The organism is Streptomyces sp. NPDC101181 (assembly GCF_044767975.1).
In the GTDB taxonomy this organism is placed as follows: domain Bacteria; phylum Actinomycetota; class Actinomycetes; order Streptomycetales; family Streptomycetaceae; genus Streptomyces.
This window is the reverse complement of the sequence record NZ_JBIWOX010000004.1, coordinates 230271-242897: the sequence shown is the minus strand read 5'-3', so window position 1 is coordinate 242897 and position 12627 is coordinate 230271. Positions and strand designations below refer to the sequence as shown.

12 protein-coding genes are annotated in these 12627 nt (G+C 71.6%); 9 read left to right on the top strand and 3 right to left on the bottom strand.

Features of this window, described 5'->3' with window-relative positions; translation table 11 throughout:
• The first annotated feature begins 25 nt into the window (after positions 1–25).
• Positions 26–1018 (top strand): adenosine deaminase, encoded by a 993-nt coding sequence (locus ACIRRU_RS09525; RefSeq protein WP_403678243.1) that lies wholly within the window; start codon positions 26–28, stop codon positions 1016–1018.
• Here ACIRRU_RS09525 and ACIRRU_RS09520 read toward each other — a convergent pair.
• On the bottom strand, positions 982–2355 hold the full coding sequence (locus tag ACIRRU_RS09520) for an MFS transporter (RefSeq protein WP_403678241.1): 1374 nt from the start codon (positions 2353–2355) through the stop codon (positions 982–984). The genes ACIRRU_RS09525 and ACIRRU_RS09520 overlap by 37 nt on opposite strands.
• A 430-nt stretch (positions 2356–2785) precedes the next feature.
• On the opposite strand from ACIRRU_RS09520, the gene ACIRRU_RS09515 reads away from it, so the two are divergent.
• The 7 genes from ACIRRU_RS09515 to ACIRRU_RS09485 all read left to right on the top strand — a co-directional run bounded on the left by ACIRRU_RS09515 (position 2786) and on the right by ACIRRU_RS09485 (position 8825).
• A complete protein-coding gene (locus ACIRRU_RS09515) occupies positions 2786–3889 on the top strand; it encodes a carbohydrate kinase family protein (protein WP_403678240.1) in 1104 nt (367 codons plus the stop codon).
• Between the two features lie 136 nt (positions 3890–4025).
• Entirely contained in the window at positions 4026–5093 is a 1068-nt protein-coding gene (locus ACIRRU_RS09510) for a PhoH family protein (protein WP_363205178.1), read from the top strand.
• A gap of 12 nt (positions 5094–5105) precedes the next feature.
• Positions 5106–5603, top strand: coding sequence for an rRNA maturation RNase YbeY (gene ybeY / locus ACIRRU_RS09505; protein WP_403678238.1), 498 nt, complete (start codon positions 5106–5108; stop codon positions 5601–5603).
• Positions 5600–6913 (top strand): hemolysin family protein, encoded by a 1314-nt coding sequence (locus ACIRRU_RS09500; RefSeq protein WP_363205176.1) that lies wholly within the window; start codon positions 5600–5602, stop codon positions 6911–6913. Before ybeY ends, ACIRRU_RS09500 begins: the two co-directional genes overlap by 4 nt.
• A complete protein-coding gene (locus ACIRRU_RS09495) occupies positions 6910–7263 on the top strand; it encodes an MmcQ/YjbR family DNA-binding protein (RefSeq protein ID WP_403678236.1) in 354 nt (117 codons plus the stop codon). The genes ACIRRU_RS09500 and ACIRRU_RS09495 overlap by 4 nt, the downstream gene beginning before the upstream one ends.
• Before the next feature lie 68 nt (positions 7264–7331).
• Positions 7332–7694 (top strand): cytidine deaminase, encoded by a 363-nt coding sequence (locus tag ACIRRU_RS09490; protein ID WP_363205174.1) that lies wholly within the window; start codon positions 7332–7334, stop codon positions 7692–7694.
• A 93-nt stretch (positions 7695–7787) separates the two neighbouring features.
• Positions 7788–8825, top strand: coding sequence for a GTPase Era (locus ACIRRU_RS09485; RefSeq protein WP_403678234.1), 1038 nt, complete (start codon positions 7788–7790; stop codon positions 8823–8825).
• A gap of 67 nt (positions 8826–8892) precedes the next feature.
• Here the strand turns inward: ACIRRU_RS09485 and ACIRRU_RS09480 are convergent, their stop codons facing one another.
• Both ACIRRU_RS09480 and ACIRRU_RS09475 read right to left on the bottom strand, forming a co-directional pair.
• A complete protein-coding gene (locus ACIRRU_RS09480) occupies positions 8893–9159 on the bottom strand; it encodes a protealysin inhibitor emfourin (protein WP_403678233.1) in 267 nt (88 codons plus the stop codon).
• Positions 9160–9277: 118 nt separating this feature from the next.
• The gene (locus ACIRRU_RS09475) at positions 9278–10354 is read right to left on the bottom strand and encodes a M4 family metallopeptidase (protein ID WP_363205171.1); all 1077 of its coding nucleotides are present in this window, start codon (positions 10352–10354) and stop codon (positions 9278–9280) included.
• 294 nt (positions 10355–10648) lie between these two features.
• Between ACIRRU_RS09475 and leuA the strand changes: the two genes are divergently transcribed.
• Positions 10649–12430, top strand: a complete 1782-nt coding sequence (gene leuA, locus ACIRRU_RS09470; protein ID WP_363205170.1) for a 2-isopropylmalate synthase — start codon at positions 10649–10651, stop codon at positions 12428–12430.
• Positions 12431–12627 lie beyond the last annotated feature (197 nt).

Genomic DNA, 12627 nt, shown 5'->3' with positions numbered 1-12627 from the left:
ACCGCACCACCGTTTGCGAGACACCGTGCACCTCCCCAAGGCCGAACTCCACCTCCACATCGAAGGCACCCTCGAACCCGAGCTGGCCTTCGCCCTCGCGGAGCGCAACGGGGTGACCCTGCCGTACGCCACCACCGACGACCTGCGCCGCGCCTACCGGTTCGAGGACCTCCAGTCCTTCCTGGACCTCTACTACGCGCTGATGGCCGTCCTGCGCACCGAGGAGGACTTCGCCGCGCTCGCCGACGCCTACCTAGCCCGCGCCGCCGCGCAGGGCGTCCGGCACGCGGAGATCTTCTTCGACCCGCAGGCCCACACCGCCCGGGGTGTCCCGATCGGCACCGTGGTCGAAGGGCTGAGCCGGGCGCTGGAGCGCAGCGAGGAGAACCACGGCGTCTCCACCCAGCTGATCATGTGCTTCCTGCGCGACCTCTCCGCCGAAGCCGCCCTCGGCACCCTGGACGCCGTCCGGCCCCACCTCCACCGGATCAGCGGCATCGGCCTGGACTCCGCCGAGGTCGGCCACCCGCCCGCGAAGTTCCGCGAGGTGTACGAGGAGGCCGCCGCGCTCGGCCTGCGCAAGGTGGCCCACGCGGGGGAGGAGGGGCCGCCGGAGTACATCCGGGAGGCCCTGGACGTCCTCGGCGTCGAGCGGATCGACCACGGGCTGCGCTGCCTGGAGGACCCCGCACTGGTGGCGCGGCTGGTCGCCGACCGGGTGCCGCTCACGCTCTGCCCGCTGTCCAACGTACGGCTGCGGGCGGTCGACACTCTGAAGGACCACCCGCTGCCAAAGATGATCGCCGCCGGGCTGCTGTGCACGGTCAACTCCGACGACCCCGCCTACTTCGGCGGCTACGCGGGCGACAACTTCGACGCCGTGCGCGACGCGCTCGCCCTGGACCAGGAGCAGCTGCGCACCCTGGCCCGGAACTCCTTCGAGGCGGCCTTCCTCGACCACGACGAGGAGCGCCGGGCGCGCTACCTGTCCGAGGTCGAGGCGTACGCGTTCGACTGACCGGGCCCGCCCTCCGGACCGGCCGTACGGAAGGCGCTGCGCGCCGGCCGCCTGCGCCGCAGCGCCGGAACGCGCAGTTCCGTGACGGCCTGCTCCGGCGAACCCAGCTTCGGCACCGCACCGGACAGGCCGCTGCCGGTGGTGGCGGCCAGCAGCGCGGCCGGGGCGCCACCGCGGCGGCGCACCGAACCGGAGACCAGCGGGCGGCCGCCGGTGTGCAGCGCCACCGCGCTCACGGGCGCGGCGACCAGCAGGGTGACCGCGCCCAGGACCAGCCCCATCACCGGGTAGCCCGCCTCCTCGGAGAGCAGGCTGCCCAGCAGTGGCCCGCAGGCGACGCCGACCGAGGAGGCGGAGCCCGCCAGGACCGCCCAGCGGCCGCGGACGTCCAGGGAGGCGGCCAGCCCGATCAGATACGACAGCACCACCGGGTAGAAGGTGTTCCACAGGATCTCGCCGGTCGCGAACGACCCCAGGTCCCGGGCGGAGGAGCTGAGCACGATGCTTCCCGCGATCACCATCGTCCCCACCCCGATCGGCACCGCCCGGCCGAGCCGGGCGCCGAGCATCCCGGCGCCCGTCACCCCGAGCAGTCCCGCGCCGAGCGCGGCCGCGAACACCGCCCCGACGGTCACCTCGGAGAGCCCGGCCTGGACCGCGCCGATGCGGCTGCTGACACCCCACAGCGCGTTCTGCGCCATGGACCACACGAGCATCCCGCCCGCCAGGACGAGACCGGAGCGGCGGTGCGGCAGCCGCCCGGTGATCCGGGAGGCGGTTTCCCCGGCCGCCGCGGGGCCGGTCAGCCGGGCGGTCGCAGGCCAGACGAGCAGGGCCACCAGGGCGATCGAGGCGAACGGAAGCCGGTGCTCGCCGCCGAGGTGAGGGATGGTCAGGTAGAGGGCGCCCGCCGTGGCCGACACGGAGAGCAGCCCGAGCGAGGACGTCCGGTGCGGATCGTGCCGCGCGGCGATCTGGGCCGCGGCCACCGCCGTCGCGGTGCCCGAGCCGAAGCCGCCGACGACCATTCCGGTCACCACCAGCGGCACCGACCCGCCCAGCGCGGCACAGCCGTACCCGGCGGCGGCCAGCAGCAGACCGATCCGGGCCGGGGTACGGGCCCCGTACCCCTCCACCCGGCCGGCCAGGGCGAACCCGGCACCCGCCGAGCTCAGCAGCAGGGCGCTCCCGGCCAGGCCCGCCTGCGCGGGACTCAGCCCGAGATGGGCGCTCAGCCGGCCGACGACGGTGGGCAGGAGGTAGGAGGCGAGGTAACCGGCGGTGAACACGGCGACCAGAGGCCACGCGGCGCGGGGGGCGCGAGGGCGCGAGGACATGGGCGTTCCTGAAGACGTGCCTGAGCAGGCGGAGGGGGAGGGGAGGGCACAGCGAAGGGGGGTGGGGGAGGGCACGGCGAAGTGAGCGGGGGAATGCGGGCATGGCGAAACGAGGAGGCGATGCGGGAACACGAGGGTGTGCAGCGAGATGCTGGGAGATGCGGCGCTCGTCGGACAACGTCCCCGAAGGTGCGCGCGGGGCAATTTGTATCAAGCGCTTCCAGGCCCACGAAAGCCAGCCCGATGTGATCTGGCTCACTTATGCGTTTATGCAGGAAAAAGCCGGGTAACAGCGCATGTTTATGCAGGTCAGCCAGGACGAGAAGACCGGCGACGACACCCGCGTTCGCGGCGTTCCATCGGGCACACTGGCCGCACTTCACACTGTCCGGATTCTCCCGGGAATCCGCCGCACGACCGGGAGCGCACGGTGAGCACAGAGACTCCGGGCATCGACCCCCTGCTGGCGCTGCGCGCCCCCCGCGACCCGTACTGCGACGTCTTCCTGACCGGACCGGTCTTCCTCGACATCATCTTCACCGGCCTGGACAGCGCCCCCGTACGCGGTACCGAGTCCTGGGCGCGCGGCATGGGCTCCAGCCCCGGCGGAGTCGCCAACATGGCCACCGCCCTCGCCCGGCTCGGCCTGCACACCTCGCTCGCCGCCGCCTTCGGCGACGACCACTACGGCGAGTACTGCTGGGACGCCCTCGAACAGGGCGAGGGCATCGACCTGTCGATGTCGCACACCGTCCCCGGCTGGCACTCCCCGGTCACCGTCTCCATGGCGTACGAGGGCGAACGCACCATGGTTTCCCACGGCCACGAGGCCCCGCCCCCCACCGGGACCGGCGCCCCGGGACCGGCCTTCCCGCACTGCCCGCCGCGCGCCCGCGCCGCGATCGCCTCGCTCGCCCCGGAGCGCGGCGAACCCTGGGTCGCCACCGCCGCCCGGGACGGCGCCCGGATCTTCGCCGACGTCGGCTGGGACGACAGCGGCCGCTGGGACCTGGACGCCCTCCCCGGCCTGGCGCACTGCGAGGCGTTCCTGCCCAACGCCCAGGAGGCGATGCGCTACACCCGTACGGACTGCCCCCGCGCCGCCGCCCACGCCCTCGCCGAACGCGTCCCGCTCGCCGTGGTCACCCTGGGCGCCGAAGGCGCCTACGCCGTCGACGGACGCACCGGAGCCAGCGCCCAGGTGCCCGCCATCGAGGTGGCGGCCCTCGACCCCACCGGCGCCGGGGACGTCTTCGTCGCCGGATTCGTCACCGGCACCCTCGCCGACTGGCCGCTCGCCGACCGGCTCGCCTTCGCCGGACTCACCGCGGCCCTCTCCGTCCAGGAGTTCGGCGGCTCGCTCTCCGCGCCCGGCTGGACCGAGGTCGCCGCCTGGTGGCAGCGCATCCGCACCCTCGACGACCAGGACCCCGCCGCCCTGGAGCGCTACGCCTTCCTGGACGACCTGCTGCCCACCACGCCCCGCGCCTGGCCGCTGCGGCGCGCGGTGCCCACGATCGGCTTCCGCCAGTGAGCGCGGCGCGATCGCACACACGGGCGGTAAAAGAGCTCTGCGTTGTCAGCGGCAGGTCGTAGGCTGGGTGACCCAGAGGTTGTCGAGCAGCGAGAACCCTGCAACGGGAGGTATGCGCAGGCCATAGGGCCGGCCCATGACTCAGACACCCACACCGCACCCGCAGGCGCGTGCCCAGATCAGGATCCCGGCCGCACACCCCATGGTGATGCTCCTGGGATCGGGTGACTCGCTGTTGCGCGTGATCGAAGAGGCTTTCCCGGCGGCCGACATCCACGTCCGGGGCAACGAGATCAGTGCCACGGGCGAGGCAGCCGACGTCGCCCTCATCCAGCGCCTGTTCGACGAGATGATGCTCGTGCTCCGCACCGGAGCGCCGATGACGGAGGACGCAGTGGAACGGTCGATCGCCATGCTCAGGGCGAGCGGCAACGGCGAGGGGGACCCGCAGGGCGAGACGCCCGCCGAGGTGCTCACCCAGAACATCCTCTCCAACCGCGGCCGCACCATCCGCCCCAAGACGCTCAACCAGAAGCGCTACGTCGACGCGATCGACGAGCACACGATCGTCTTCGGCATCGGCCCCGCCGGCACCGGCAAGACCTATCTGGCCATGGCCAAGGCGGTCCAGGCGCTCCAGTCCAAGCAGGTCAGCCGGATCATCCTGACCCGCCCCGCGGTCGAGGCGGGCGAGCGGCTCGGCTTCCTCCCCGGCACCCTGTTCGACAAGATCGACCCGTATCTCCGCCCCCTCTACGACGCCCTGCACGACATGCTCGACCCCGACTCGATCCCGCGCCTGATGGCGGCGGGCACGATCGAGGTCGCGCCGCTGGCGTACATGAGGGGCCGTACGCTCAACGACGCCTTCATCATCCTCGACGAGGCGCAGAACACCAGCGCCGAGCAGATGAAGATGTTCCTCACCCGCCTCGGCTTCGACTCCAAGATCGTCGTCACCGGTGACGTCACCCAGGTCGACCTGCCGAGCGGAACCAAGAGCGGGCTGCGGCAGGTCCAGGAGATCCTGGAGGACGTGGACGACGTCCACTTCTCCCGGCTCACCTCCCAGGATGTCGTCCGGCACAAGCTCGTCGGCCGTATCGTCGACGCGTACGAGAAGTACGACAGCCGAAACGGTCAACGGGACGGTCAGGCGGACGGCCGCGAAGACGGCCGACGCGACCGACGAAAAGGGAAGTAGTCGCAGCGCACCATGTCGATCGACGTCAACAACGAGTCCGGAACCGAGGTCGACGAGCAGGCGATCCTCGACATCGCCCGCTACGCACTGGCCCGGATGCGGATCCACCCGCTGTCCGAGCTGTCGGTGATCGTGGTGGACAGCGACGCCATGGAGCAGCTGCACATCCAGTGGATGGACCTCCCGGGCCCGACCGATGTCATGTCCTTCCCGATGGACGAGCTGCGACCCCCGGCGAAGAACGACGAGGAGCCCCCCCAGGGACTCCTCGGTGACATCGTGCTCTGCCCGGAGGTCGCGAAGAAACAGGGCGAGGACGCGCCCACCCAGCACTCCATGGACGAGGAGCTTCAGCTCCTGACCGTCCATGGAGTGCTGCATCTGCTGGGATACGACCACGAGGAGCCGGACGAGAAGGCCGAGATGTTCGGTCTCCAGGCCGCCATCGTGGACGGCTGGCGCGGCGAGCAGGGGCTCACCGGCGCGTCCCCCGCCCCCACCGTCTCGTGAGCGCGCCCCTGATCACCGGCGCCGTCCTGCTGGTCGTGGTCGGCTGGCTGGCCGCCTGCGCCGAGGCGGGTCTGGCCCGGGTCTCCAGCTTCCGGGCCGCCGAGGCGGTCCGGGCCGGGCGGCGCGGCAGCGCGAAGCTGGCACAGGTCGCCGCCGACCCGACCCGCTATCTCAACGTCGCCCTGCTGGTGCGGGTCGCCTGCGAGATGTCCGCCGGGGTCCTGGTCACCTACGTCTGCCTCCAGAAGCTCCCGGAGACCTGGGAGGCCCTGGCTCTCGCGATGGGGGTCATGGTCCTCGTCAGCTACGTCGCCATCGGCGTCTCCCCGCGCACCATCGGCCGCCAGCACCCGCTGAACACGGCGACCGCCTCCGCGTACGTCCTGCTGCCCCTGGCCAGGATCATGGGGCCGGTCCCGCAACTGCTGATCCTCGTCGGCAACGCGCTGACCCCCGGCAAGGGGTTCCGCAAGGGGCCCTTCGCCAGTGAGGCCGAACTGCGCGCCATGGTCGACCTGGCCGAGGCCGAGTCGCTCATCGAGGACGACGAGCGCCGCATGGTGCACTCCGTCTTCGAGCTGGGCGACACCCTGGTCCGGGAGGTCATGGTGCCGCGCACCGACCTGGTCTCCATCGAACGCTACAAGTCGATCCGCCAGGCCCTCACCCTCGCCCTGCGCTCCGGCTTCTCCCGGATACCGGTCACCGGGGAGAACGAGGACGACATCGTCGGGATCGTGTATCTGAAGGACCTGGTCCGCAAGACCCACATCAACCGCGAGTCCGAGGCCGATCCGGTCTCCACCGCGATGCGCCCCGCCGCCTTCGTCCCCGACACCAAGAACGCCGGGGACCTGCTGCGCGAGATGCAGCGTGACCGCAGCCACGTCGCCGTCGTCATCGACGAGTACGGCGGCACGGCGGGCATCGTCACGATCGAGGACATCCTGGAGGAGATCGTCGGCGAGATCACCGACGAGTACGACCGGGAACTGCCGCCCGTCCAGGAGCTGGAGAACGGCTGCTACCGGGTGACCGCCCGGCTCGACCTCGGCGATCTGGGCGATCTCTTCGGCCTCGACGAGTACGACGACGAGGACGTGGAGACCGTCGGCGGACTCCTCGCCAAGGCGCTGGGCCGGGTCCCGATCGCCGGTGCGTCGGCCGTCGTCGACCTGCCCGACGGCCGCAGCCTCCGGCTCACCGCCGAGTCCACGGCCGGCCGCCGCAACAAGATCGTCACCGTGCTGGTGGAGCCGTGGGCGCGGGAGTCCGAGGACCCCGAGGGCAAGGAGAGGGAAGCGGAATGACACCGGAGCGGCTGCGGGCGTTCTGCCTGGAGTTCAACGCGAGCGCGGAGGAGTTCCCGTTCGGCCCGGAGACCTCGGTCTTCAAGGTGCTCGGCAAGATGTTCGCCCTCACCGCCCTGGACGCCCGCCCGCTCACCGTCAACCTCAAGTGCCAGCCCGACGAGGCGATCCGGCTGCGCGAGACGCACCCCGCCGTCGTGCCCGGCTGGCACATGAACAAGCGCCACTGGAACACCGTCACCGTCTCCGGCGTCCCGGACCGGCTGCTGCGCGAGATGATCGAGGACTCCTACGACCTGGTGGTCGCCGGACTCCCGAGGGCGGACCGGCTGCGGCTGGACCGCCCGTAGCGCCCGTCCGGCCTCCGGAGCCCGGAGCCCGTGGTCCGCGGGGACCGGCCGCTTCGTATGCTCGTGGCATGACCGACACCACCGGCACCACCGACCTCGACGCCGAGGACCGCAAGATCGTCACGCTGGCGCGCAGCGCCCGCGCCCGCAACGGTGTGCCCGAGGGTGCGGCCGTACGGGACGAGACCGGGCGTACGTACGTCGCGGGCACGGTGGCGCTGGAGTCGTTGAAGCTGAGCGCGTTGCAGACCGCCGTCGCCATGGCGGTGGCCAGTGGCGCCACCTCGCTGGAGGCCGCTGCGGTCGTCTCCGCCGCCGAGGCGCCCTCCGACGACGACCGGGCCGCGGTGCGGGACCTGGGCGGACCGGGGACCCCGGTGCTGCTCGCGGGCCCGGACGGCACGTTGCGGCTGCGCGTCACGGCTGGCTGAGGCGGGACGTCCGGGGCGCGCGCCCGGCGGCCCGGCGCGCCCCCGCGGGCCCGCTGTGCCGGAGCGCCGCCGGGATCGGGGAGAATGGTGGCCATGAGCGCTCGACCGAACCAAGAAGCCGCTGTCCCGCAGGCGGAGAACACCTCCCCCCACCGGGCCGGTTTCGCCTGCTTCGTGGGCCGCCCCAACGCGGGCAAGTCCACCCTCACGAACGCTCTCGTCGGGCAGAAGGTGGCGATCACCTCCAACCGCCCCCAGACCACCCGGCACACGGTGCGCGGCATCGTGCACCGCGACGACGCGCAGCTGATCCTGGTCGACACCCCCGGCCTGCACAAGCCGCGCACGCTGCTGGGGGAGCGGCTCAACGACGTCGTGCGGACCACCTGGGCCGAGGTCGACGTCATCGGCTTCTGCCTGCCCGCCGACCAGAAGCTCGGCCCCGGCGACAAGTACATCGTCAAGGAGCTGGCGGGGATCAGGAAGACCCCCAAGATCGCCATCGTCACCAAGACCGACCTGGTCGAGTCGAAGGCGCTGGCCGAACAGCTCCTCGCGGTCTCCGCGCTGGCCGAGGAGCTGGGCTTCGAGTGGGCCGAGATCGTCCCGGTGTCGGCCGTCGCCGAGGAGCGGGGGGCGGCAGGCGGCCCCTCGGGCAAGCCGGACCAGTCGGACCAGGGCGGTGGCGGGCGCGGGGCGGGCCAGGTCGGCCTGCTCGCCGACCTCATCGCCCCGCTGCTCCCCGAGAGCCCGCCGCTCTACCCGGAGGGCGACCTCACCGACGAGCCGGAGATGGTCATGGTCGCGGAGCTGATCCGCGAGGCGGCGCTGGAGGGCGTACGCGACGAGCTGCCGCACTCCATCGCGGTCGTCGTCGAGGAGATGCTGCCGCGGGAGGACCGCCCTGCGGACCGGCCGCTGCTGGACATCCACGCCAACGTCTACATCGAGCGGCCCAGCCAGAAGGGCATCATCATCGGCCCGAAGGGCAAGCGGCTGAAGGACGTCGGGACCAAGTCGCGCAAGCACATCGAGGCGCTGCTCGGCACCCCGGTCTTCCTCGATCTCCATGTGAAGGTCGCCAAGGACTGGCAGCGCGACCCGAAGCAGCTGCGGAAGCTCGGGTTCTAGGGTCGGTAGCTCGGGTTCCAGGGTCCGCCGTCACCCTGCTGTCGCCGCCCGGACCCGGACGCTGGTCTCACGCGCCCTCCTTCAGGACGCGGGAGACCAGCGTGCGCTGCGCCTCGCTCAGACCGGGGTCGGCGCAGTGCACGGTGCGCTCACCGGCCGTGATCGCGTACCGGAAGCCGTCCGGCACTCCGGGCGGTGGCGCCTCCGGCGGGCCGGCGACGGCCTCCTCGGCGAGTGACTCCCACTCCGCCGCGTCCGCCCGGCCCTCGGTGTCGATCTCGCCGCGGCGGGAGATCCCGGCGAACCCGCCGGTCCTGCTGACCTGAATACGCATGGGGTCCTGTCTATCGGGGACCGGAGGGGCGCTCAACCCCGCCCGCCGTCCCGGGGACGCGGAGGCTTGGTACGCGGAGGTCCGGGGACGTGGAGGTCCGGGGACGTGGAGGTCCGGGTCACGCCCGGGTCGAAACCCCCACCTCCGACCAGGCCTTGAGGACCGCCTCCCGCTCGTCGCCCGCGCCGAAGCGGTCGCCCGCCGCCGCGACCGTCAGCCGGGCGAACTCCGCGAAGTCCGCGGTGGCCGTCAGCTCGCCGCCGGTCAGCACGTCGAACCAGATCTGTCCGGCGCGCTCCCAGGAGTTCCCGCCGAGCGCGGTGGCCAGGAGGTGGAAGGCGCGGTTGGGGATGCCGGAGTTGATGTGGACCCCGCCGTTGTCCTCCTCCGTCTCGACGTAGTCCGCCATGGACGCGGGCTGCGGGTCCTTGCCGAGCACGTCGTCGTCGTACGCCGTGCCCGGGGCCTTCATCGAGCGCAGCGCCTCCCCGGCGACCCGGGGCGCGAGCAGTCCGGCGCCGATCAGCCAGTCGGCCTGCTCCGCGCTCTGGCCCAGTGAGTACTGCTTGACCAGGGCGCCGAAGACGTCTGACACGGACTCGTTGAGCGCGCCGGACTGGCCCTCGTAGCGGAGGTTGGCGGTGTACTGGGTGAGGCCGTGGGCCAGTTCGTGGGCGATGACGTCGACCGCGACGGTGAAGTCGAGGAAGATCTCGCCGTCGCCGTCCCCGAAGACCATCTGCTCGCCGTCGAAGAAGGCGTTGTTGTACTCGTGGCCGTAGTGCACGGAGCCGGTCAGGGGCAGGCCCCGGCCGTCGATGGAGCTGCGGCCGTACGCCGAGAGCAGGAGCTCGAAGGTGGCGCCGAGCCCGGCGTAGGCGCGGTTGACGCTGGCGTCGGAGGTGGGTTTGTCGCCCTCGGCGCGGACGGTGCGGCCGGGCAGCTCCGTGCCGCCCCCGCAGTCGTGGATCGTGCGGCGGGGCTTGCTGGGGACGGCGCCCGCGCTCGGGGCGGAGGGGGCGGTGGCCAGGGCCGTCATCCGGCGGCGGTTGCGGCGGAGGCCGTCGGCCTCCAGGGTGCGGCGGGCCGGGTCCGCCAGGCGGGTGTCGGCGGACCGGGACAGGTGGTCGAGGACGTGGGGCGGGACGATGGTGCAGAAGACGGGGTGGAGTTCGCCGTCGGGTCGAAGGTGCATACCCACGACTGTGGCACTCCGTCATCGAGCTGTCACTGGTTGCGACGACGATTGACGAAATGGAGTGATGAGTCACTGTTTACCCGCCATGGGTATCCGGTCCCGCATACTGATACGGACCGGCACCACGGGCCACACTCGGTTACGCTCGTCGCATCATGCGTTTCGGGCTGCTTCTCCTTAGCTGCCGCGGCGAGGGCCTGTAGTCGTAGGCCGACCCCCTCCCCGCGGAGTCTGCTGTTGCGGCGGCACAGTCGGCCGACCCCTTGTCGGACCCCTGAGGAGCCCCACGTCATGACCACCGCGAATCCCTCCGGCAACGCCGTCGGCCGCCCCACGCCGGTCACCAACGCGGCGCGGCCGCAGAAGCCGTCCGGGATGCCGGTCCACAAGTACCGCCGCTACGAGGCCGTCGACCTGCCCGACCGCACCTGGCCCGACAACCGGATCACCGCGGCGCCCCGCTGGCTCTCCACCGATCTGCGCGACGGCAACCAGGCGCTGATCGACCCGATGTCCCCGGCCCGCAAGCGCGAGATGTTCGACCTGCTGGTCGCGATGGGCTACAAGGAGATCGAGGTCGGCTTCCCCGCCTCCGGCGAGACCGACTTCCAGTTCGTCCGCTCCATCATCGAAGAGGGCGCGATCCCCGAGGACGTGACGATCTCCGTCCTGACGCAGGCCCGCGAGGAGCTCATCGAGCGGACCGTGGAGTCGTTGGTCGGCGCGCGGCGCGCCACCGTCCACCTGTACAACGCCACCGCCCCGACCTTCCGCCGCGTCGTATTCCGCGGCTCCCGCGAGGAGGTCAAGCAGATCGCGGTGGACGGGACCCGGCTGGTCATGGAGTACGCCGAGAAGATCCTGGGCCCCGAGACGGTCTTCGGCTACCAGTACAGCCCGGAGATCTTCACCGACACCGAGCTGGACTTCGCCCTGGAGGTCTGCGAGGCCGTCTGCGACGTGTGGCAGCCGGAGGAGGGGCGCGAGATCATCCTCAACCTGCCCGCCACCGTGGAGCGTTCGACGCCCTCCACGCACGCCGACCGCTTCGAGTGGATGTCCCGCAACCTGACCCGCCGCGAGCACGTCTGCCTCTCGGTCCACCCGCACAACGACCGGGGCACCGCCGTCGCCGCCGCCGAACTGGCCGTCATGGCCGGGGCCGACCGCATCGAGGGCTGCCTGTTCGGCCAGGGCGAGCGCACCGGCAACGTCGACCTGGTCACCCTGGGCATGAACCTCTTCTCCCAGGGTGTCGACCCGCAGATCGACTTCTCGCAGATCGACGAGATCCGCCGCACCAGCGAGTACTGCAACCAGATGGAGATCCACCCGCGCCACCCCTACGCGGGCGACCTGGTCTACACCTCCTTCTCCGGCTCCCACCAGGACGCCATCAAGAAGGGGTTCGACGCCATGGAGGCCGACGCGGCCGCCCAGGGCAGGACCGTGGACGAGATCGAGTGGGCCGTGCCCTACCTGCCGATCGACCCGAAGGACGTCGGCCGCTCCTACGAGGCCGTCATCCGGGTCAACTCGCAGTCCGGCAAGGGCGGTATCGCCTACGTCCTGAAGAACGACCACAAGCTGGACCTGCCGCGCCGGATGCAGATCGAGTTCTCCCGGATCATTCAGGCCAAGACCGACGCCGAGGGCGGCGAGGTCACCCCGGCGCAGATCTGGACCGCCTTCCAGGACGAGTACCTGCCCAACCCGGACGACGCCGGGCGCTGGGGGCGCGTCCAGCTGCGTTCCGGCCAGACCACCTCCGACACCGACGGCACCGACACCCTGACCGTCGAGGCGGTCGTGGACGGCGCCGACACCGTCCTGACCGGCTCCGGCAACGGCCCGATCTCCGCCTTCTTCGAGGCGCTCCAGGCCATCGGCATCGACGCCCGGCTGCTGGACTACACCGAGCACACCATGAGCGAGGGAGCCAGCGCCCAGGCCGCCTCGTACATCGAGTGCGCGATCGACGGCAAGGTCCTGTGGGGCATCGGCATCGACGCCAACACCACCCGCGCCTCGCTCAAGGCGGTCGTCTCCGCGGTCAACCGCGCCGCCCGCTGACCGGGAGTCCGCGGGCTCCCACGGACCGGACGCCCACGGACGTGGACGGACGCGTGCGGCGTCCGGTTCGTCCCGTACGACGGCATTCGCGGACCCCGGCCGGCCTCTCAGGGCGGTCGGGGTTCGGCCATGTTCCCGGGCGGTGATGTCCGAGAGGCTGACGCCGCATCGCGGATGTGGCTAACATCACGTCCAAC